Here is a 20,117-nt window from a genome sequence, read left to right on the forward strand (position 1 = left end):
GCCTGGTCGCTGCCGGAGACATGCCGTAGCGTCTGCCGGCATGACCGCGAACTCCTCCACCGAAAAGCCCATCTCCGCCAAGGCATGACGATGAGCGACGAACTACCGGAACTGACCGTCACCGATGCCCGAGCCTGGCGGGAGTGGCTCGGCGAGCACCATGACAGCTCGGCAGGGGTGTGGCTGGTCCTCGCCAAGCAGAACACGACCGGGCCAACCAGCCTGACCTATGACCAGGCGCTCGACGAGGCGCTATGCCACGGCTGGATCGATAGTCGGCTACGACGGCGGGACGAGAGTACCTTCTGCCAGCGCTTCACTCCCCGGGGGAAGCAAAGTACCTGGTCGGCGCGGAACGTTTCGATCGTCACCCGGCTGGTCGGCGAGGGCCGGATGCATCCGGCCGGAACGGCCGAGGTCGAACGCGCGAAGGCCGACGGCCGCTGGGACACCGCCTACGCGGGACAGGCCGGCATCGAGGTGCCGGCCGACCTGGCCGCCGCACTGGCCGCGGAGCCCCGGGCGAAGGCGATGTTCGACATCCTCACCTCCCAGAACCGCTACACCATCCTCTACCGGGTCACGAACGCCAAACGCGCCGAGACCCGAGCCCGCCGCATCACCCAATTCGTTGAGATGCTCGCCCGGGGCGAGACGGTCCACCCGCAGAAACGCGGCCTCAGCGGCTGATCACCGACGCCACACTGCGGCTCGGGCCGGGACCCCGTAATAAGGGGGAGGTCGTCTCTCATGGAAGTGGGGTGACGTCGTCCGGGCCCCAGCCCGTGGCCGCCCTGAACTCCTCGATCACGTGCTGCGCCGGTACGTCCTGGCTCTTCAACAGGAGCGCGGAGTCGTCGCTGCCGACCCACCAGGGGGTGATGAGGGCGACCTCCGCTCCGGACCGCAGCCGGAGGAGGAGGATGTCGTGACCGTCGTCGAGCCGGTGGAAGACGGCGCGGAGCCGGTCCTGGACGTCGAGGATCGGCACCTGCACCCGGGCGATCGGCCGGGCGCCGCCGAACTCGGGCCAGTGTTCGGGGCCGATCGTCGCGATGGGGAGCTCCGGCCAGGGTCGCAACGCGTCCAGCCGCCGCACGACCTTCGCGAGGAACTCACGAACGGCCCTCTCGTCGTGCGGCTGGGGGATCTGACCCGTCAGCGGCTCCTCGGAGCGCAGGCCGGCGACGATCCCCTCGTACTCCTGCTCAGGAGTGAGGTTCATGATCGGTTCTTCGAGGAGGGCACGGACGATCCGATCGACCACCTCATCGTCGAGCGTCCGCTCGAACTGCGTGGCGTAGAGGATGCCGTTGATCAGTCCCTGCGGTTCGGTCAACGGATCCGTCCTTCCGTCCACGGTCATCAGATCCCCCACTCGATGTGATGAGGCCCGAACAACAGTCCCTGGCCCCTGAGATGGTCGGTGACCTGCTGGAGGTGCTGGGGCGTCGGCTTGTAGTGGCCGCTCTGTCGCGAGATGGCCATGAGGTTACCGTTGACCACCTCGAGCTCCCCGGCCCCGGCCACCGGATTTCCCGCGAGGAAGCTCGAGTGGTGGAACTGGCCGACGATCTGGGTGTTCGAGGCGTAGAGGTTGCCCTGTTCGTCCATGACGTAGATGGCCCGCCTCCGGTCGGGCGTCCATGCCGACGTCCCCTTCCTCGTGTCGAAGAGACGGCCCGAGGAGTCGTACAGGCGCCCGTCGTTCCCCACCGTCAGGCGGTACCGCTGACGCGCCGCCTCGTCGAGGTACTGGACCTGTGACCCATGCGTCCAGGACTTGTTGGGCGCGGGCAGGTGTTCGCCTCGGTACTCGCGCTCCATCTTCTTCATCTTGAAACGCGGTGGCCTCGGATGCGCGTGAGCCGCCGTCCCCTCCTCCTTCCGGAGGAATCGGAAGAACTTCTGCGCAGCCTTGAAGATTCCCGGGCCTGCTCCGCTAGCCACCCAGGACGGCGTTCATGGCGAGGCTGACGCAGAGGTTCACCAGCCTGCTGGTGATCTCCTTGAAGACCGGGATCTCCAGGAGGGAGCCGCCCGCCGTCACCGCGGCGGTCGCGAAGGCCTGGGCGATCTCGATCGCCAACTGGACGAGCTGGACGATGACGTTGATCTTCAGCGCGAGCACGATGGCGGAGCAGATCATCAGACCGGCGCCGATGATGGTGCCGCCCGTCTTGCCGTCCAGGAGGTTGTTGTGCGGAGCGTCCTTGGCGTTCCAGGTGTTCGCGAAGGCCTGGACGCCCTCGCCCTTGTGCTGAGTCCAGATCGCGGTGGCGTGGGCGTTCGCGTCGCCGACCGGCTGATCCATCGTGCCGGTGAACCCGAGCCAGCCACTGCCCATGGTGAGCAGCTTGTCCTCGTCGCTCATCGGCCACATGTAGCCGAGGTCGTTGAGAAGCGTGGCGAGCGCTCCGGGCAACTGCAGACCCATCCCATCACCCCAGAATCTTGCGGACGTCGTTCATCTCACCGGTGTTCGCCTGCTCGCCCGTCTCGTAGGCGGTCGCGAGGTCGTGCACGCCCTGCACATGGCCCCTCATCGCGCCGGTGTTGTCGGCGTACGATCCGAACGCCACTTCGTGGATGGCCTGGTACAAGCCGGCGATCAGCGACCCGAGGTCGTCGTCGCCGAAGGCGTCCGACTGAGCCGCGAGTTCCTGCTGGAAGCCAGCGAACTGCGACTGCAGCGTGTTGGTCGCCGTGTTGATGCCACCGGCCGCCTCGCGCATCTTCGCGGGATCGACCTCGAGCTCGTCACCAACGTCACCCATCCGCTCACTCCGGTCCTTCGATGCTCGACATGATGTCGCGCAGCGCACGCGTGTACGTGCGCATCTGGTCGATGCTCATGTCCTGGGCCGCACTCACCCGCTTGCGCAGTTCCTCGGCGTCCGCCCCGCCGGCGCGCCCGCCGGGACCGACCTTGGACCCCAGATCGTCCAGGGCGGCGTTCACGGCGATCGTGAGCTGCTCGGCCAGCTCGTGCGAGGCCATCCGCATCGCCTGCGCTTCGACCGTCACCGACTCGACCCGGCCGACCATCGCGACGGCCCGGATCCGCCCGCGCGCGCTCTTCCCTTCGCCGCGGGCGTCGGCGCTGTCACCCGTGACGGTGAGCGCGTCCTCCAGGTTGCGCCGAGTGAGACCGAACAGGTCCTCCAGGCCGCGCGGCGTCGGGTCGCCGCTGATCCGGGTGCGTTCCCGGATGCGCGCCATCGCGTCCGTGATGCCCTGCGTGATGATCTCCATCTGGCGGAGGCTCTCGTTCTGCACCGCCCGCAGGGTCTCCGTGAGCGCCACGAGATCGGGAACCGGGCCCGCCGCCGCGGCGGACCTGCCAAGCTGGTCGTCGAGCGCCGCGTTGACGGCCTCGGTGACGAGGCCGCCGAACTCCTCGGAGGACAGGCGGAGCACGCGGGGATCGAGGGTGACGGACGCGACGCGTCCGCCGTGCACGGACGCTCGGACCCGCTCGTCGGAGGCCTGCCCCTCGCCGCGGACCGTCGTCTCCTCGGGAGAGGGCCTCTTCGCGCGCAGCGACTCGATCGCGGCGTGCGTCTCGCGCATCAGGCGCTCCAGCTCGACGTCGTCGAGTGGCTCTGGCACCGAAAGTCCCCCCCTTTGTGCGATTCAGCCTTGCCTACTTTACGATTTCTGTGCCTTGGTGTCCTTCCTCAAGCTCCCCTTATCAGGTCCGACGCACGCGACCTCGATCTGGATCCCATGCATTCGCCGCCGGGCGATCCGTCGTCGTCTCCCGGTACCGGGCTCGTTCGCGACGGATCGTCTAGAGTCTTTCGACGAGTGGTGGGGAGGTGCGCGGTGGGCAGACTGAAACCGGCGGCCATCGCCGTCGCGGGCGGCCTGGGACTGGCGACCGTGGTCACCGTTCCCATCGCGCTGACCGCTCGGCCGAGCGGCGCGGCGGGGATGCCGGTCGTGCGAGCGGCCTCGACGACGAAGAAGACGAGCGCGAGGCCGACCCGGCACACGACGACGCCGAAGCCGCCGAGTCACACCCCGACGCCGAAGACCACCCCCACACCCACGCCCGCGCCCACGGTCACCAAGACGGTGGCGCCACCGCAGCGGTGTGACGTCGCCAACGGCTATCCCGCATCCGGCATGACGGCGGCGCCGTATCCCCAGTTGATGCTCGACTTCACCGACGTATGGCCGCTGACCCGCGGCGAGGGCGTGAAGGTCGCCATCGTGGACAGCGGTGTCGACACCTCGCATCCGCAGTTGCCGTCGATCGACACGTACGACGTGACGAACACCGACAAGCGCGACTGCAACGGTCACGGCACCATGGTCGCCGGCATCATCGCGGCGCAGGACCAGCGGAGCAGTCACGTGCCGTTCCTCGGCGTCGCCCCGAAGGTCCAGCTCATCTCCGTGAAGGCCGCGACCCAGGACACCAACAACCCGCCCCGCCCGGTGGCCGAGGGGATCCGGCGGGCCGCCGACCTCGGCGCCGACATCATCAACGTCTCCATCACGCTGGCGAACTACTCGTTCCTCAAGAGCGCGGTGGAGTACGCCCAGCACAAGGGCGCACTCATCGTCGCGGCCGCCGGCAACACGGACAAGGACAAGAAGGCCACCGAACAGGAGCTCTATCCGGCCAGCTACGACGGCGTCATCTCGGTCGGCGCGGTCGGAAGCGACGGGAAGGTCGCCGACTTCACCGACACCAAGTCACGCGTGTCGGTCGTCGCGCCGGGCGTGGACGTGAACAGCACGTGGCCCCACGACTCCTACGCCAGCAGACCCGGGACGAGCTTCGCCGCGCCGTACGTCACCGCCACGGCCGCGCTCATCAAGGCGTATCACCCGAACCTGACCGCGGCCCAGATCAAGCACCGGATCGAGGTGACCGCCGACGGCCGCACCTCGGTCGGTTCCGGCGCCGGAATCCTCAACCCCCTCCGGGCCGTGACCGCGGTACTGCCGGAGGAGAACGGCCAGGCGGGCACGGCCACCGTCACGCCGAAGCCGGTGGCGATCGTCACCCCGGAGCACAAGGACACCTTCAGCCGTACGGTGGCGCTGTCCTTCGTCGGTGGAGCGCTCGGCATCGCCGGCGCGGTCGTCGCGGGCGGCATCATCATCCCGGCGGGACGCCGCCGCAACTGGCGGCCCGGCCGTCGTACGCCGTCGTCCGAGCGGGAAGAGACGGGCTGACGGGCCGCGGACTCTCCCTCAGCAAGATCAACGCCGTTAAGGTGGAGGAAACCGCCCCTTGATCGGCGATTTCCCCGGAGGACACATGGCGTCGGACAACGGTTTCTTCGGTCACACCGGGAACGAAGAGTTCGATCGAATCCTGGCGCAGGTCGGCGAGCAGATGCAGCGGTTCGAGGAGGCGCGCAAAGAGCTCTCGTCGCTGAAGGGGCGGGCCACCGCCGCCGACGGCCAGGTCGAGGTCGAAGTCCTGCCCAGCGGCGCGCTGTCGTCGCTGCAGATCAACCCGCGGGCGATGCGCCTCGGGTCGGAGGCGCTCGCCGAGGCCATCCTCGAGGCGGCCGGGAAGGCCGCCAAAGAGGCCGCCGAGCGCATGAACGAGATCATGGGCTCTGTGACCGGGCGCAGCGCCGACTTCAGCCAGCTGCTGCAGGGGAAGCTGCTCAGCATGAACCCGGACGCGGAGTCCGACCTCCACGACCCGCAGCTCGCGGACGCGATGGAGCAGTTCCAGGAGATGCGCCGCCGGTACGGGCTCTGAGCGCCGCAGTCAGTAGTACGTCCAGCCTCCGTGCTGGGTGTTCGTGACCTTGATGTCGTCGAAGTCCGTGTTGTTGGTGAGGCTGCCGCTCCCGCGGTTCGGCTGCGGCTGCGGGAAGGCGGTCTCGGAGGAGGCCAGCGCGGCGATGTTGCCGAGGTTGTAGAGCAGCGCCACGACGACCGACCCGACGCCGACCGCGGTCACGCCCATGAGGACCGCGCCGGTCGCGTTCTTCAACGCCTCGACGATCGGGGCGTCCGGTGGGAAGGCCGCCTCCGCGAGCTCGCAGGCGACGATGGTCGCGAGCAACAGGTCCGCGACGATGCCGACCGTGTGCATGATCTGGTGGATCTGCGTCTGGGCGTTCTGCACGGCGGTGGCCATCGTCCCCAGCGCCTGGTCGGTCTGGTAGAACTCGTTCTTGACCGTGGCGATGAACTTGTCGAACTGCTGCCGGTCCGCGCCTTCCGGCCAGGCGGCCTGGATCGCCTTGATCTTGTTGTCCCAGTCGTTGAACCGCATGTCCTGGAGGTTCTGGCTCGCCGAGCGCCAGGCGTTCCAGCTCTTCTCGATGTCGTCGTCGCCCCACGGCTTGGCCAGGAGCCAGATCGCCCCCGCCCCGGCCGCGGGAATCGCGAGCCGGCCGGCGAACTGGATCTTGGAGAAGGCCGGGATCCACTTCGCCAGGAGCTTCATCAGGCCCATCGCGCCGACTTCGACACCGGCGGTGTAAGCCTCGCCCTCACCTGCCATTGACGGTCCTCCTCGTTCGGGCGTACGCGGACGCCGGTCCAGCGCTCGGAGCCGGTCCAGTGGGCGGACGTCGGTCCGGTGCGCGGGCGCCGGTCTAGTGGTACGAGTCGTCGTTCTTCTTGGCCGTGTTGAACTCCTCGGTGTCCTTGGACACCCGCTGCTCGAGTTCATGCACCTTGGCCGCCGCCGTGGACTGGTCGGTGACACCGTGGGCGGCATGGTAGGCGGCCCGGGCGTTCTCCAGTTCCTTCTCGTCGTAGTGGAGCGCGACGCTGTACAGGCCGGCGTTCACGCCGTGCAGGCACTTGACGGCGTCTTTCAGCTGACGGAGCTGGTAGTCGCGGGCCGGATGGTAGTTACCGCTGACGGTCATGGCGCCGATCACACCCCAGGACATGGCCGGCAGCTCGGTGTTCTGGTCGACGAGCGTCTTCACGGACTCGACCAGCGGCAGGAGCGTGTTGGAGAAATCGCTCGCGGCGGTCTTCAGCGCGGCGGTGTTGACTTCGACCACGTGGCCTCCTTCGCTACCATCCAAGATCGGTTACCAAGAGGCTAACCGCCGGTGTCCCTATATCGCTAGGCAGAACATCCAGAAGTCACCCGTGCACGTGCAAGGCGCGAGCCGGGAAGCGGTGGCGTTACGACGTCGAGTAAGGGCTCGCGGCCCGGCCGATGGGCCGGCCGAGACGAGGTGCCCGGTGTTCGCTCCGCATCAGCCGGCCGGATGCTCCCGCCACTCGCCGAGGCCGGTCTCGGCGACCAGTCGATGGAGCTCGCTGATTCTCTCGGCGTCGGCGGTCTCGCTGAACGCGCCGATGTGAATCCGCCCGGGGACCCCCGGTGCCATGGCGCGAAGATACCGGTCGAAGGCCAGGGGTATTGATGGAACGGCGGCCGTGTCATACCAGAGAGTGACGTAGTGCACGCGGCCGATCTTGGACAGGCCCACCGCCTCGATGGCCGATGCGGGGATGACGCCGACTCCGTCGCGCCCCCGTGCGGTGAGTCCCGCGCCCGACAATGTGATCATCAACGGATTACGTATTCCGATCACGGCGAACATCGCGCCGACTGCGATCCCTAACGCCCCGAGAATGCACCAGTACGGGTTGTAAATGAATCCGGCCGCCGACGCGGCGACCCCCACACCACCGAAAACCGCCATGAGCCGAGTCAACCCGGCTCGGTTGTTGTGCAGGCAGAACTCACCGTGAGGCATGCCGTCATGTTATCGAGCCGATCGCCTCGGCCTCGGGCTCTCGGTTAGGCTCGACGGGCGATGCAGCATTGAACGAGGGAGGGGCACGTGTTCGAAGGAAGCCTCGAGGCGGCCCAGATCGCCGTTTACACCACCGCGGCGGCCTCGTTAGTCATTCCCACCGCAGGCCCACTCGCGGTCGACATGTACAAGTCGCAATGCGATCCATCGGCCTTCTGGTCCGGCGCCGAGACCTGGTGGCAGGTGGCGGATACGATGTGGAAGGCCGCCGACCAGGCGCAGAAAGTCCACGACAAAGCGCAAAGCGATGACTGGTCCGGCGGAGATCCCGAGGCGTTCAAGAAACAGCTCGGCGAATACAAGACCCAGCTTGAGCTCTCCGCTCTGCTGTGCAATCTCATCGCCATCGTGCTCTGGGTGACCGCGGTGCTGCTGTTCTTGCTCATCCTGGCGATGGTGTTCATCGCGGCGGTCCTGGCCGCATTCCTGATCCTCATCGCCGCGGAGACGGCGGTCACCCTTGGCGTCGGGTACGGCCCGATCGTGGCCGAGGTGAGCTCGATCGTGAGCTCGATCAACGTGGGCTTCTGGGAGCCCATGTCGGGAATGCTGGAGACGACGCTCAACTCCTTCGCCCTGCTGCTGGGCGGCTCCCTGATCGCGGAGTTGGCCGGTCAGGTCGTGACCGGTAACCCGGGAGCCTTGAAGGACGTGGTGTTCGCCCAGGCCCCCGCGATCGACGTCATCTTCCGGGGGACGCTGAATCGGCTCGAGCGCAAGGCGACCGCCGACCTGATGGCCGGCGGAGTCGACACCAGGACCACGGCCCTGTCCAAGATTCCGCTGATCCAGAAGATCCCCTTCGTCGACAAGGCCGTCGGCGCCTTTCCCGACATCACGAAGATCGTTCCTGATGGTCCCGTCGCACGGATCGTCGGCCTCGGCGCCATGGCCAAGGGAAGCGGCGGCGACACGGCGACGCAGAATTATCCGCTCACCGGGAAGCTCATCGGCAGGGACAACGACCAGGTCGGCTGAACGGGGTTCGGCTCAGCCCTGGTGGAAGCGTCGCTGTAACCGGTCGATGAGGTCCTTGGAATCGCCGATCGCGCCGGTGAAGACGTCGCGCATCATGTCGATGCTCTCCTGAAGGCCCTCTTTGTCGGCGACGATCCCGGCCGGGTTCTGCTCGCCGAACAGATCGCTCATCACGGCGTCGGACTGTCTGCGGCTGTCGGCCCTGGCCTCCTGGCTCAGCCGCAGGATCGTCTCGGCCAGGTCGGCCGACCCCATGCGCATCGCCCGGGGATTGATCTCCAGCCCGTCGATCCCGCCGTCGCGCCACGTCACCCTGATGTAGCCGTCGTCGGTGACCGCCGTGCCGGTGATCCCGGCCATTCTCTCCTGTAACAGCCGAGCCTTCTGGAAGTACTCCGTCGCCTCGCCCGCCATCGAATCCAGGGCCTGCCAGAGACCGTCGTTCTGCTCCATCGCCGTCTTTCCGTTCGCTCGTGGTCGGTGGGCCGGGGCGGTCATGCCTCCGTGACGGTGCTCTTCTGCTCGGAGTCGTCCCAGATCCTGGCTGTCTTGTAAAGGTTCTCGCCGATCACGTGCGCTTTTTCGACCTTGGACTGCATGTCCTTGATCAGGTAGGCGCTGGCCTCGGTGTAGGCGATGGCGAGCGCGTACGTGACGGCGGTGAAGGCGCTCTCCGCGAGATGTAACGCGCCCGCCTGGGCGATGGCCTTGTTCAGTTCGGGGGTCACCGTGGTCTCGAACTGCCTTCCCAGCGCCCGGATGTTCCCCGTGTTGTGTACGATCTCGTCGCCGTTGCCCATGTGAACCCCTGAACCCGGTGGATCGAGTTCGCACAACGTACCTCAGGTGATCGTGTGAAAATCGTGCCAAAGGTCACGTTCGCCATCTAACGGCGGCCGTTCGGTTTCGTTTGTTGATTCTGGACCAACCGAAAATTCGATTTGCCGCAATGACTGAAGCCAGAGCCAGAGAATCACGTGGTTCGGCGGGTTCGTCGCGCAGGATCAGCACCTGTGCGCCGCCCTCCATCAGCACGTCGGCGACCAGGGCTCCCGAGGCATCGCAGAGGCGCATCTCCCGGAACGGCCCGCTGAGTGTGGCGACCGGTTCTCTCCGTGAGCCCGTGATGGCGAGCCGGGGGGTGGCGAATCTCCGGGAGCGCTGCTCGATCATCCCCAGCGCGCCGCCCCCGGGATCGACGACGCTGATCGGGCAGCGGCGCCCCTCCAGAGCCATGATCGGCCGACCGTCCAGGGCCGAGACGACCACGCGTTCGTCCCCGGCGGCCGTGGCCAGCACGTTGCCAGCGCGATCGCACAACTCCAGCCCGACTTGGCGGATCAGCCCGGCCGTCTGCTGACGTAACACGACCGTCCGATGCTCAGAGATCACGGCGCCGACTCCCTACTCCGCCTCGGTGTCTCACGAGGGCCCGCGTCGCTGGCCCGGCCGAGGCCGGCGGCCTTCGGTCAGGGCTGCTCACCGTCCACCTGCGCGGTCTGGACGAGACGGGTGCCGGTGCGCCGGTCGACGAAGTAGCCGCGGCCGGGCGGGAGCTTGTGGCCCTTGACGTTGCCGAGCAGGACGCCTTCGTCCTTGTTGCCGGACATCACCATGCCGGGCGAGCCCATCTCCTTGATGCGCTGGATGACGGGGTCGTACAGGGCACGACCGGCGCCGCCGTAGGCGCGGGACACGATGACGTGCAGGCCGATGTCCCGCGCCTGCGGGAGGAGCTCGGCGATGCCCCGCAGCGGGTTGTCCGAGGTCGCGACCATGTCGTAGTCGTCGATGATCAGGAAGAGCTCCGGCCCGGTCCACCAGGACCTGCTGCGCAGCTGGTCCGGGGTGAGGTCCGACGGGGGCAGCCGTTTGGTCATCGCCGCCTGGATGTCCTTGACCAGGGTGGCTGCGGCGGTGGAGGACGCGGCGTACCCGATGCGGTGCTCGAGCTCGGCCGCGTCCAGCAGCGCCCGGCTGTAGTCGATGAAGATCATCCGGGCCCGCTCGGGCTCGTAGCGCTCGGCGATGCTCTTGGTGATGAGGCGGAGCAGGTTGGACTTGCCGCACTCGGCGTCGCCGAAGATCAGGAAGTGCGGGTCGTGCGCGAAGTCCAGGTACACCGGCGACAGCGCGTCCTCGTCGATACCGATCGGGATCCGGGTGCCGGTCTGCGCCGCCGGCGGCAACTGCTCGATGGGCAGGAGGCTCGGCAGCATGCGGACCTGCGGCGCGGCCGGCCCGTGCCAGGCGTCCGCGATGGAGCGGACGAGCTTGCCGACCCCGTCGGAGAGGGAGTCCGCGGCGACGTCGCCGTCGATGCGGGGCAGCGCGGTGAGGAAGTGCAGCCCATCGGGGGTGAGGCCACGGCCGGGGCGCCCGGTCGGGACGTTCTCGGCGAGCTTGCGGTTGATCTCGGACTCGAAGGCGTCGCCGAGGCGCAGTTCGAGCTTGGTGCCGAACAGGTCGCGGACGCTCGACCGGAACTCGGTCCACTTGTTGGTCGCCGCGACGACGTGGACGCCGTACCCGAGGCCGCGCGCGGCGAGCTGGGTGATGGTGCCCTCGAGGTTCTCGTAGTCCTGGCGCAGCGTGAGCCAGTTGTCGACGACGAGGAACACGTCGCCGTAGCCGTCCCCGGCGTACTCGCCAGAGGCCCGCAGGCGCCGGAAGGTGGCCATCGAGTCGATCCCGCGCTCGGCGAACTCCTGCTCGCGGCGGTCGAGCAGCTGGGTGACCTCCGCCACGGTGCGGCGCACCCGGTCGGCGTCGAGGCGGCTCGCGACGCCGCCGATGTGCGGCAGGCCGGCCAGCGCCCCCAGCGTGCCACCACCGAAGTCGAGGCAGTAGAACTGCACCTCCTGCGGCGTGTGCAGCAGCGCCAGCGAGGCGATCAGGGTCCGGATGGCGGTGGACTTTCCGGACTGCGGGCCGCCCGCGATCCCGACGTGGCCCGCCGCGCCCGACAGGTCCACCCAGTACGGGTCGCGGCGCTGCTGGAAGGGCTTGTCCACGATGCCGGCGACGGCGAGCATCCTGCCGCGACCGTCCCAGCCCGCCGGGGTGGTCAGGCCGTGCTGAGGCGTCGGCGCCAGCGCCGGCAGCAGTTGGTCGAGCGTCGGCGGCTCGTCCAGCGGCGGCAGCCAGATCTGGTGCGGCGGCGGGCCGTACCCCTCGAGCTGGCGGACGACGACGTCGAACAGGGAGTCCTGGCTGTTCTGCTGCTCCGCGTCCTCGGACCGGGGTTCCTCGATGACCTGGGGCCGGATGTAGTCCGGGAGATACGGCACGATCTGCCGTACGACCGTGCTGCGACCGCCTGCGGAGGACACCTCGGCCTCCACCGGCCCGGAGACGTACGCCGCCTTGAACCGGACCATCGACTCGGTGCCGATCTTCAGGTAGCCGTTACCGGGCGCCTGCGGCAGCTCGTACGCGTCGGGCACGCCGAGGACGACGCGCGACTCCATGGCCGAGAAGGTCCGCAGGCCGACGCGGTAGGACAGGTGGGTGTCCAGGCCGCGCAGTTTGCCCTCCTCGAGGCGCTGCGAGGCGAGCAGCAGGTGCACGCCCAGCGATCGGCCGAGCCGGCCGATCATGACGAACAGCTCGGCGAAGTCGGGCTTGGCCGACAGCAGCTCGGAGAACTCGTCCAGCACCACGAACAGGCTGGGAAGCGGGTCGAGCGGCGCCCCCTCGGCGCGGGCGCGCTCGTAGTCGCGCAGCGAGGCGTAGTTGCCGGCCGCACGCAGGAGCTCCTGGCGGCGCACCATCTCACCGTGCAGCGCGTCGTACATCCGGTCGACCAGCGGAAGCTCGTCCTCGAGGTTCGTGATGACCGCCGAGACGTGCTGCAGGCCGTCCATGCCCAGGAACGTCGCGCCGCCCTTGAAATCGACGAGGACGAAGTTGAGGATCTCCGAGGAGTGCGTCATCGCCAGGCCGAGCACGAGCGTGCGCAGCAGCTCGGACTTGCCCGAACCGGTCGCGCCGATGACCAGCCCGTGCGGGCCGTACCCGCCCTGCGCGGCCTCCTTGATGTCCAGGTCGACCGCGCGGCCGTCGCCGTCGATGCCGATCGGCACCCGGAGCCGGTTGCGCTGGGCGCGGGGCCGCCAGACGACGGCGGGGTCGACGTTGTACGGGTTCTGCACGCCGAGCAGGGACGTCAACGTGAGGTCGGCCGACAGCGCGTCGTCGTCCGGTGCGCTGGCGGAGCTGGTCCGCAGCGGGCTGAGCTGCCGGGCCAGTGCCTCGACCTGCTGGATCGACATCTCGTCCGGCCGGCAGATCGGCCGCGCCAGGTCCTTGCCCGTACGGTCGCGCTGCAGCATGGAGACGCGGTCCGGCGTGACGTCGAGCCGCAGCATGTGCGCGTCGCCGACCGGGTTGGTCGTACCGGTGAGGTCGATGACGCAGACGCCGTCGATGCCGTCCGCGGCGATCTGGGAGTCGTACGACGCCTCGCCGCCGTCGACGATCACGATGTGGTACGGCAGGTCGGAGGAGGTGAGGCCGGGGCTGAACCGCGGCCGGTCCTTCATCTCCGCACCGAGCAGCGACTCCAGTTCCGTCATCGTGCGGGCGAGCAGGCGGACCTGCCCCGCGGCGTCGTACTCCGTCGGGTGCAGCGCGTGCGGCAACCACTTCACCCACTGCCACCACGGCATCCGTTCCGGGGAGGCGCACACCGAGATGCGCACGTCGTCGGGAGAGTGCAGGGCGGCGATCTGCCCGACCATCGCGCGGACCATGCCGTAGACGGCGGCCGGATCACCCGTCGGATAGATGCGCGCGAACGACGCCAGGTTGATGGCCACCGGCAGGTCGGGCACGTTGGAGTGCGTGCGCATGAAGCGGCGCAGGGCACCCGCGCTCATCGGCTCCAGGTCTTCGACCGGCTTGGTCTCCGGGGGAATGAGCTGCACGGCCAGTTTCTGCGCGCCCGTCCCGATGCGCACCTGCCCGAAGTCGGGGTCGGCGGGACGGCGCTCCCACAGCCGGGCGCTCATCACGATGGACCACAGGCCCGAGGGGGACGGGCTCATCCACTCCAGCGCCTCGCGCTGCATCTTCGCGGCGCGGCGGACCTGGCGCCGGACCTGGCCGAGGTAGCGCAGATAGTCGCGGCGCGCGCCGTTCAGCTTCATCTTGCGCTCGCCGCTCTGCCGGCCGACCTGGCCCAGCATCATGCCGAACATCGACAGGGCGAACATGCCGCTGGACACCCACTGCAGCGGGCTGGAGTTGGGGTTCACCACCATGAACACCATCGCGCCCGCGCCCGCCGCCATCGGCAGGTACATGAGGACGTTCTGGAACGAGTTGCCGACCACCTCGGGAAGCTCGGGCGGCGACTCGAGCAGGATCTCGCCGCGGGGCATCTCCGGGGGTTGCCGGCGCTCCTTGCGTCGCACGAGGACGGTGCTCATCGGGCTTCTCTCCTGCGTCCAGCGGTCGAGCGCTCGTTTGTTGATAATTTTGGCGTCGTCTGGTCTGAGCTGTCATCTTAAGAGTCATCACCGACGGGGTAAGTGATTCCTCCGGTGGTGAGCGATGTCATCGCCGGCCCGAGAGGAAGCGAGGAGTCGCGTGAGCCCGACCGCTGGAGCGGATCTGTGCAGGGTCACGGTCGTGGGGCCGAACCGGAGGCTTGACATCTCGCTCCCCGCGGATGTGCCTTTCGCCGAACTCTTCCCGACCATTCTTCGACACGCCGGTGACGATTTGGCCAATGTCGGCCTCGGGCACGGCGGCTGGGTGTTGCAACGACTGGACGAGCCGCCCCTCGACCCCAGCGCGACGCCGAACCAGGCCGGCCTTCGCGACGGACAGGTGGTCTACCTCCGTCCAGGAATGTCGCAACTGCCGGAGATGGCCTTCGACGACGTCGCCGACGTGGTGGCGACGGGCGTCAACGAGAAGCCGGACCGCTGGCGTCCGGAGCACGCCCGCCGCGTCGGTATCGGCGTGGGCGCGGCGGCGCTGGCCGCCGGATCGGTGCTCCCGCTGTTCTCCGGGCCGCCCTGGATCGTGCCCGCCATCACCGCCGGCGTCATCGGCCTGCTGCTGCTCGTCGCCGGGGTCACCCTGTCCCGGGCCTTGGGCGACGGCGTCGCCGGTTCGGTCATCGGCCTGGTCGCGCTGCCGTACGCCTTCGTGGCCGGTCTGCTCGGTCCCATGAAGAAGACCACTCCGCCCTGGGACTTCGGGGCGCCGCACCTCGTCGCCGGGTTCGCCGCGGTCGTCCTGGTCGCGGTGATCGCGGCGTTCGCGATCGCCGACGGAGTGCCGACGTTCCTCGGGGCCGCCTTCGCCGCGCTGATGGGCACGATCGGCACGACCGTCGCCCTCTTCTACGACGGCGTGTCGGCGGGCGGCGTCGCGGCCGTCACGGTCGCGGTGACCCTCGCGTTGACACCGCTCATCCCGACCCTGGCGTTCCGGATGGCCCGGGTGACGCTTCCGCCGGTCCCGACCAGCGCCGACGACCTGCGCCGCGACACGCTGATGGTGGACGGCCAGGCGGTGCTCGGGCGCACCCGGCGGGCCGACCGGTTCGTCACCGGGATGGCCGTGGGCATCGCGCTGGTCGGGCTGGTGGGCGAGTTCGCGCTCGCGTTCACCGACGGCTGGGCCGCGCCGGTCGCCTGTGCCGTCACGTCGCTGACCCTGCTGCTGCGGTCGAGGATCTTCCGCGGCCGCGCGCAGCGGCTGTGGTTCCTGCTCTCCGGGTTCGCGGGGCTGATCATGCTCGCCGTCGGTCAGTCGCTGCACGCCACCGAGCAGGTGTCGCGGGTCGTCGTGCTCATCGCCCTGGTCGTCGGCGCGCTCGTCGTCGTCACGGTGGGCGGCTGGCTGCCGGAGAACCGCCCGTCGCCGTTCTGGGCGCGGGCGGGGGACATCGTGGAGATCCTGCTCATCGTCGCGTTGATCGCGCTCGCTCCCGGTGTGCTCGGCCTGTACGACTACATCCGCGATCTCGCGGGCTGACCCGGCGGAGAAGAGATGCAGACCAGGAAGGACCTCCTCCAGGCGCATCGGCTGATGACGCAACGCGCGTCCCAGGCGCTGATGCTCGGCGAGCCCGACACCCCCGAACAGCCGATGCGCCGGCTGAACGTCGCGTCCTTCATCGGTGTGATGGTCGCGATCCTCGTGATGGCGGGGTTCGGCATCATCGGATTGATCAGAAACGGCGGGAGCACCCAGGGCCTGGAAGAGCCGGGGACGATCATCATCGAGAAGGAGACCGGGGCGCGGTACATCTGGTGCCTCGACGGCAGCCGCAAGCTCTGCCCGGTGGCGAACTACACCTCGGCCAAGCTGCTGTCCGGCGCCGACGAGTCGAAGCAGCACCTCGTCTCACGGGACTCCCTGGCGAAGTACGACCGCGGCCAGACCGTCGGCATCCCCGGCGCGCCCGACACCCTCCCGGACGCGAAGAAGCTGGTCAAGATGCCCTGGTCCGCCTGCGTGCGCGCGGCCGACCTGCCGAACGGTGGGCACACCTCGCTGGTCACGCTCGTCGCCGGCAAGGCCGTCGGCGGCACCCCGCTCCCCGCCTACCAGGCGCTCGTCGTCCAGGCCGACCAGCAGCCCTGGGTGATCTGGCACAACAAGCGGATGCGCGTGTCGGCGCAGGTGCTGCCCGCCCTCACGTCCACGGCGACCGTGCCCAAGGTGGCGGCGAAGTGGCTCAACGCGCTCACCCCGGGCGCCGACTTCCGGGCGCCCGCCATCCCCGGTCTGGGGCAGAACGCCACCGGACCGAACGGTCAGGGACGGGTCGGCCAGGTCTTCACCGTGCCCAACGTGACGGGGACCAACGCCGCGTCGTACGTGCTGATGGCCGACGGACTGGCCCCCGTCAGCGACATCGAGGCGCGTCTCCTCACGATCGATCCCGCGGTGAAGGCCGCCCTCGGCGACCAGGCCGGGCCATACCGGATCAGCCCCGACGCCTTCAGCGGCGCGCCGAAGCACGCCGGGAGCATCACGAGCCCCGACCTGCAGGGCGGGATGCCGGGCTTCATCACCTACGCCGACACGACCCCGCTCTGCGCGACGTACAGCGACGCGAGCGGCAACGCCGGCGCCCAGGTGACGCTGGGCGCGGCGTTGTCGACGCCGCCCGACAACGCGTATGGCGGAGCGAGCAACGCGGACCAATTGATCTTCCCGCCGGGTGGTGCCGCGCTGGTCGGCGTCCTTCCCGGGCCGGGAAAGCGAGATGAGATCAACACCGTCTTTCTCGTCACCGACGGAAGACGATTCGCGCTGCAGTCGAAGGACGTGGCGCAGAAACTCGGTTACACGCTGTCGACCGACGCGGTGCCGGTGCCGGCCGGCGTGGTGAGCCTCATACCGAACGGACCGATACTCGACCCGACCGCAGCCCGGAATCCGATCGTCCCGGCTGGTCAGCAGAGCGCACAACCGACCGGATGAATATTCGGTCGCACTTAGTGAACGTCCGGATGCGAGGTATCGAATCTCCCTCTAATACCATGGACAGGCGGCGGCCGATACCTTTACAGTTATTTGCGATTCGCGTCATGATGCGTCACCTGTCGGTCTGTTCGACGGCGCCGGTCGTGGGGGATCGGCCGGTGGGGTGTCATCGTCGCCAACGGGGTGTGGCATGGGTGGAACCGTGCGACCGTTCCCCACGTCCGATAGTCAGACCGACGAGCGAGAGCGCGCACCACGCGACGTCACGGGAGGTGACCGATGGCCGAGTCCGGTACACACAAGGCCAATCACGCGGCCATGCGTCAGGCCGCGGGAGAGATCAACGACAAGGCCAACATCATCAAGGGCCTGCAGAACACGCTGGAAGGCCACAAGGACGACCTCATGCGCGGCTGGGGTGGCGAGGCCGCGATGACGTTCAGCGCGGTCCACCGGGAGTTCAACGAGGACTTCACCAAGGTCATCCAGGCTCTCGAGGGCATGCACGAGGCGCTCACCCACACCGCGATCACCTTCGAGGCCAAGGAGCAGGAGAACCGCGAGGCGGCCAGCGAGGTGCAGCGGCTCCTGGCCGGCGGCTGATCCCGGCGGCGGCACCGAGGACATGACGGACTCTTGACGGAGGAACAGTGAGCGACATCACCACCTCGGCCCAACTCGGCGTTCTCTCCAGCTCGGCCGAGAACTTCGCGATCGTCGCGGGCACCATCCGCAAGGAGCTCGACGAACTGCAGACGCAGCTGCAGAGCAAGCTCACGGAGTGGGAGGGCGACGCCCAGCAGGCCTACTGGAAGTACAAGGCCCAGTGGGACGCGGCGGCGGCCGACATGCAGGCCGTCGTTCAGCGGCTCGGGCTCGCCATCGGCACGGCGCACGACAACTACGTGCAGGCCGAGAAGTACGGCGTCAACCTCTTCGACTGACGTTTCGCTCCGGGCCGCCGATCCGATGACCGGCGGCCCGGCGGCCACCCTCAGCGGTCGGCCATGGCGCGCCGACCCACCCGATGACGACGATGGGACAGCGGGCGACAGCCCGCGGGAGGCAAGACCATGGCAGATCCCGCCGGCGGGCGCCTGGACCCCAAGCAGTGGCCGGGGATGGACGCCAACGCGGATGAGCTGAAGATCAGCGTCGATGACGCCAAAAAGATCCTCAAGGCTCTTCAGGACGACCTGAACCGCTATGACACGACGTACGGTACGCCGGACGACATTCGCGGTCGAGGCAGCATCAAGGACGCGCGAATCTACGCCGGCGGCATGGACGACAGGTCCGGCTACCCGGCGGGCCGTACCCTCGCGACCTACCTTCAGAACGCCAACACCAACATCCCCACCCACTACGAACAGTTCCTCCAGGCGTACGACCGGGTGATCCAGGCATTCGGGGAGATGACCGGCGTTTACCAGAAGACCGAGGACAAGAACTCCGAGAACAGTCTGTCCGCGAATGATTACCACCCGGCCCAAAGTCAAGGTAACACCACCTACTACGGTGGCCAGCAGCCCAACACCTGAGGGGAGGGGCCATGGGGTCGCCATCAAAACAGCACTTCTCTGTCAATGACGAGTCTTCTCCCGAGGGGCACTGGAACGGTAAGTACGACGATTTCAAGGCGCTCGGTGAAGCCCTTGACATCCCGACCTTCCAAAAATCCGCCGCGCCGTACGAGGCTGCGCAGGGCCTTCTTCTGCAGACGTACGAGGAGCTGACCACTCAGGCATACCGGCTCGCCGACAAATGGCAGGGCAAGGCGGCGGCCGAATTCCAGAACAACTTGCGCGCTCTGTACGTCAGCGCCTGCAGTCTCGCGGACGCGACAGGCCAGGTGAACGTCGCGATCGGGTATCACGCCAGTGACCTGGAGACACTCAAAGAGAACGTCGAACAAGATAAGCCCGACACGGGCACGACGTTCAACGATGTCTTTTTCGGCGACAGCTGGGACGGGCTCGGCATTTTCCACCGAACGACCGACAAAGAAGCCCATCAGAACGCGGCCGATAGCAAGGTCAGGGATTGGATCAACGGAAAGCTGACCACCAATACCACGACCTTTACGTTCGGCGAGTTGCCCAAACAGGTGCAGCTGGAGATCCCCAACCCGACCCCCGGCATCAGTAAGCCCGATGACAAGGCGATTCCGCCCGGCGGTCACGTTCCGAACATGGGCGGCCCGAATGCGCATGGGGGGACTCCGAACCTGAAATCCCCGAGCCCGCACCTCAATTCCCCGAATCCGCATCTGAACTCCCCGAACCCGCACCTCAATTCCCCGACCCCGCATCAGAGCACCCCGAACACGAATCCCGACCTCAATCCGCCCGGCAGCCACACCGGAACGGGTGGTGCCGACCTGTCCGGCCTAAGTCCGCACGATGGAAGCGGGCTCGGCAAGGGGCTCGGCCCCGGCGGCGGGCTGAAGGGTCTGGATTCGCACGGTCTCGGCGGCGGTGGTGGCGGCCTGGGCGGTCTCGGGTCCCACGGCCTCGGTGGCGGCGGCCTCGGTGGCGGCGGCCTCGGCGGTGGCGGCCTCGGCGGTGGCGGCCTCGGCGGTCTCGGCCGCAATGGCGTCGGCGCCGATCCCGAGGGCGCCCTGGGCGCCGGCCGTACGGGCGGGCTCGCCAGCGGGGCCGCCGCGCAGGAAGAGGCGGCGGCCGCGCGAGCCGCAGCGGCCGGCCGGGGCGGCGTCAACGGCATGCCCATGGGCATGGGCGGTGGCGGCGCAGGCGGCCAAGAGCAGGAGCGGGAGCGTACGACCTGGCTCACCGAGGACGAGGACATCTGGGGCGGAGACGGCGATGTCGCTCCGCCCGTCATCGGCTGAGCGGACGACCGCCATTCGGCTTGACGAAGCGGGCGGGCTGGGCAAGGCTCGGCCCGCCCGCTTCT

The 20,117-nt window shown here is 68.3% G+C and carries 22 protein-coding genes; 10 read left to right on the forward strand and 12 right to left on the reverse strand.

Features of this window, described 5'->3' with window-relative positions; genetic code table 11:
• Nucleotides 1-90: 90 nt before the first annotated feature.
• Complete coding sequence (locus AB0K82_RS05620) at nt 91-690, forward strand: YdeI/OmpD-associated family protein (RefSeq protein WP_364393114.1); 600 nt, start codon at nt 91-93, stop codon at nt 688-690.
• Between the two features lie 58 nt (nt 691-748).
• Here the strand turns inward: AB0K82_RS05620 and AB0K82_RS05625 are convergent, their stop codons facing one another.
• The 5 genes from AB0K82_RS05625 to AB0K82_RS05645 form a co-directional block, all read right to left on the reverse strand.
• Nucleotides 749-1,339: a hypothetical protein gene (locus AB0K82_RS05625; protein ID WP_364393116.1), complete on the reverse strand. Its 591-nt coding sequence runs from the start codon at nt 1,337-1,339 to the stop codon at nt 749-751.
• A 26-nt stretch (nt 1,340-1,365) separates the two neighbouring features.
• Nucleotides 1,366-1,836: a hypothetical protein gene (locus AB0K82_RS05630; protein WP_364393119.1), complete on the reverse strand. Its 471-nt coding sequence runs from the start codon at nt 1,834-1,836 to the stop codon at nt 1,366-1,368.
• A gap of 106 nt (nt 1,837-1,942) precedes the next feature.
• Entirely contained in the window at nt 1,943-2,437 is a 495-nt protein-coding gene (locus AB0K82_RS05635; protein WP_364393121.1) for a hypothetical protein, read from the reverse strand.
• Between the two features lie 4 nt (nt 2,438-2,441).
• Entirely contained in the window at nt 2,442-2,777 is a 336-nt protein-coding gene (locus tag AB0K82_RS05640) for a hypothetical protein (RefSeq protein ID WP_364393124.1), read from the reverse strand.
• A 4-nt stretch (nt 2,778-2,781) separates the two neighbouring features.
• Nucleotides 2,782-3,612 carry a hypothetical protein gene (locus tag AB0K82_RS05645; protein ID WP_364393126.1) on the reverse strand — a complete coding sequence of 277 codons (831 nt, stop codon included), beginning with the start codon at nt 3,610-3,612 and terminating at the stop codon, nt 2,782-2,784.
• 216 nt (nt 3,613-3,828) lie between these two features.
• On the opposite strand from AB0K82_RS05645, the gene AB0K82_RS05650 reads away from it, so the two are divergent.
• On the forward strand, nt 3,829-5,193 hold the full coding sequence (locus AB0K82_RS05650) for a S8 family serine peptidase (protein WP_364393129.1): 1,365 nt from the start codon (nt 3,829-3,831) through the stop codon (nt 5,191-5,193).
• 85 nt (nt 5,194-5,278) lie between these two features.
• Nucleotides 5,279-5,734, forward strand: a complete 456-nt coding sequence (locus tag AB0K82_RS05655) for a YbaB/EbfC family nucleoid-associated protein (protein WP_364393132.1) — start codon at nt 5,279-5,281, stop codon at nt 5,732-5,734.
• Nucleotides 5,735-5,743: 9 nt separating this feature from the next.
• On the opposite strand, the gene AB0K82_RS05660 is transcribed toward AB0K82_RS05655, so the two are convergent.
• The 3 genes from AB0K82_RS05660 to AB0K82_RS05670 form a co-directional block, all read right to left on the reverse strand.
• The gene (locus AB0K82_RS05660; RefSeq protein ID WP_364393133.1) at nt 5,744-6,487 is read right to left on the reverse strand and encodes a hypothetical protein; all 744 of its coding nucleotides are present in this window, start codon (nt 6,485-6,487) and stop codon (nt 5,744-5,746) included.
• Between the two features lie 94 nt (nt 6,488-6,581).
• The gene (locus AB0K82_RS05665; RefSeq protein WP_364393136.1) at nt 6,582-7,001 is read right to left on the reverse strand and encodes a hypothetical protein; all 420 of its coding nucleotides are present in this window, start codon (nt 6,999-7,001) and stop codon (nt 6,582-6,584) included.
• A 201-nt stretch (nt 7,002-7,202) separates the two neighbouring features.
• On the reverse strand, nt 7,203-7,709 hold the full coding sequence (locus AB0K82_RS05670) for a hypothetical protein (RefSeq protein ID WP_364393138.1): 507 nt from the start codon (nt 7,707-7,709) through the stop codon (nt 7,203-7,205).
• Nucleotides 7,710-7,796: 87 nt separating this feature from the next.
• On the opposite strand from AB0K82_RS05670, the gene AB0K82_RS05675 reads away from it, so the two are divergent.
• Nucleotides 7,797-8,747: a hypothetical protein gene (locus AB0K82_RS05675; RefSeq protein WP_364393140.1), complete on the forward strand. Its 951-nt coding sequence runs from the start codon at nt 7,797-7,799 to the stop codon at nt 8,745-8,747.
• A gap of 12 nt (nt 8,748-8,759) precedes the next feature.
• Here the strand turns inward: AB0K82_RS05675 and AB0K82_RS05680 are convergent, their stop codons facing one another.
• The 4 genes from AB0K82_RS05680 to eccCa all read right to left on the reverse strand — a co-directional run bounded on the left by AB0K82_RS05680 (nt 8,760) and on the right by eccCa (nt 14,179).
• Complete coding sequence (locus AB0K82_RS05680) at nt 8,760-9,200, reverse strand: YbaB/EbfC family nucleoid-associated protein (RefSeq protein WP_364393142.1); 441 nt, start codon at nt 9,198-9,200, stop codon at nt 8,760-8,762.
• Nucleotides 9,201-9,241: 41 nt separating this feature from the next.
• Nucleotides 9,242-9,547 (reverse strand): hypothetical protein, encoded by a 306-nt coding sequence (locus tag AB0K82_RS05685; RefSeq protein ID WP_364393144.1) that lies wholly within the window; start codon nt 9,545-9,547, stop codon nt 9,242-9,244.
• A gap of 73 nt (nt 9,548-9,620) precedes the next feature.
• Nucleotides 9,621-10,139 (reverse strand): hypothetical protein, encoded by a 519-nt coding sequence (locus AB0K82_RS05690; protein ID WP_364393147.1) that lies wholly within the window; start codon nt 10,137-10,139, stop codon nt 9,621-9,623.
• Between the two features lie 77 nt (nt 10,140-10,216).
• Nucleotides 10,217-14,179, reverse strand: coding sequence for a type VII secretion protein EccCa (gene eccCa / locus AB0K82_RS05695; protein ID WP_364393149.1), 3,963 nt, complete (start codon nt 14,177-14,179; stop codon nt 10,217-10,219).
• 124 nt (nt 14,180-14,303) lie between these two features.
• On the opposite strand from eccCa, the gene eccD reads away from it, so the two are divergent.
• The 6 genes from eccD to AB0K82_RS05725 all read left to right on the forward strand — a co-directional run bounded on the left by eccD (nt 14,304) and on the right by AB0K82_RS05725 (nt 20,052).
• Nucleotides 14,304-15,740, forward strand: a complete 1,437-nt coding sequence (eccD, locus tag AB0K82_RS05700) for a type VII secretion integral membrane protein EccD (protein ID WP_364393152.1) — start codon at nt 14,304-14,306, stop codon at nt 15,738-15,740.
• Nucleotides 15,741-15,755: 15 nt separating this feature from the next.
• Nucleotides 15,756-17,198, forward strand: a complete 1,443-nt coding sequence (eccB, locus tag AB0K82_RS05705) for a type VII secretion protein EccB (RefSeq protein WP_364393155.1) — start codon at nt 15,756-15,758, stop codon at nt 17,196-17,198.
• Between the two features lie 282 nt (nt 17,199-17,480).
• Nucleotides 17,481-17,804 (forward strand): WXG100 family type VII secretion target, encoded by a 324-nt coding sequence (locus AB0K82_RS05710; protein ID WP_364393157.1) that lies wholly within the window; start codon nt 17,481-17,483, stop codon nt 17,802-17,804.
• Between the two features lie 47 nt (nt 17,805-17,851).
• Complete coding sequence (locus tag AB0K82_RS05715) at nt 17,852-18,145, forward strand: WXG100 family type VII secretion target (RefSeq protein WP_364393160.1); 294 nt, start codon at nt 17,852-17,854, stop codon at nt 18,143-18,145.
• A gap of 129 nt (nt 18,146-18,274) precedes the next feature.
• A complete protein-coding gene (locus AB0K82_RS05720; protein ID WP_364393162.1) occupies nt 18,275-18,742 on the forward strand; it encodes a hypothetical protein in 468 nt (155 codons plus the stop codon).
• Nucleotides 18,743-18,753: 11 nt separating this feature from the next.
• The gene (locus AB0K82_RS05725; RefSeq protein ID WP_364393164.1) at nt 18,754-20,052 is read left to right on the forward strand and encodes a hypothetical protein; all 1,299 of its coding nucleotides are present in this window, start codon (nt 18,754-18,756) and stop codon (nt 20,050-20,052) included.
• Nucleotides 20,053-20,117 lie beyond the last annotated feature (65 nt).

The organism is Actinoallomurus sp. NPDC052274 (assembly GCF_040679475.1).
In the GTDB taxonomy this organism is placed as follows: Bacteria; Actinomycetota; Actinomycetes; order Streptosporangiales; family Streptosporangiaceae; genus Actinoallomurus; species Actinoallomurus liliacearum.

Bases quoted from the DNA above. Each gene is read 5' to 3' on its own strand.
- AB0K82_RS05620 (WP_364393114.1), top strand. From the start codon at position 91: ATGAGCGACGAACTACCGGAACTGACCGTCACCGATGCCCGAGCCTGG.
- AB0K82_RS05630 (WP_364393119.1), bottom strand. From the start codon at position 1,836: ATGAAGAAGATGGAGCGCGAGTACCGAGGCGAACACCTGCCCGCGCCC.
- AB0K82_RS05635 (WP_364393121.1), bottom strand. From the start codon at position 2,437: ATGGGTCTGCAGTTGCCCGGAGCGCTCGCCACGCTTCTCAACGACCTC.
- AB0K82_RS05640 (WP_364393124.1), bottom strand. From the start codon at position 2,777: ATGGGTGACGTTGGTGACGAGCTCGAGGTCGATCCCGCGAAGATGCGC.
- AB0K82_RS05655 (WP_364393132.1), top strand. From the start codon at position 5,279: ATGGCGTCGGACAACGGTTTCTTCGGTCACACCGGGAACGAAGAGTTC.
- AB0K82_RS05660 (WP_364393133.1), bottom strand. From the start codon at position 6,487: ATGGCAGGTGAGGGCGAGGCTTACACCGCCGGTGTCGAAGTCGGCGCG.
- AB0K82_RS05670 (WP_364393138.1), bottom strand. From the start codon at position 7,709: ATGCCTCACGGTGAGTTCTGCCTGCACAACAACCGAGCCGGGTTGACT.
- AB0K82_RS05680 (WP_364393142.1), bottom strand. From the start codon at position 9,200: ATGGAGCAGAACGACGGTCTCTGGCAGGCCCTGGATTCGATGGCGGGC.
- AB0K82_RS05685 (WP_364393144.1), bottom strand. From the start codon at position 9,547: ATGGGCAACGGCGACGAGATCGTACACAACACGGGGAACATCCGGGCG.
- eccCa (WP_364393149.1), bottom strand. From the start codon at position 14,179: ATGAGCACCGTCCTCGTGCGACGCAAGGAGCGCCGGCAACCCCCGGAG.
- eccD (WP_364393152.1), top strand. From the start codon at position 14,304: ATGTCATCGCCGGCCCGAGAGGAAGCGAGGAGTCGCGTGAGCCCGACC.
- eccB (WP_364393155.1), top strand. From the start codon at position 15,756: ATGCAGACCAGGAAGGACCTCCTCCAGGCGCATCGGCTGATGACGCAA.
- AB0K82_RS05710 (WP_364393157.1), top strand. From the start codon at position 17,481: ATGGCCGAGTCCGGTACACACAAGGCCAATCACGCGGCCATGCGTCAG.
- AB0K82_RS05720 (WP_364393162.1), top strand. From the start codon at position 18,275: ATGGCAGATCCCGCCGGCGGGCGCCTGGACCCCAAGCAGTGGCCGGGG.
- AB0K82_RS05725 (WP_364393164.1), top strand. From the start codon at position 18,754: ATGGGGTCGCCATCAAAACAGCACTTCTCTGTCAATGACGAGTCTTCT.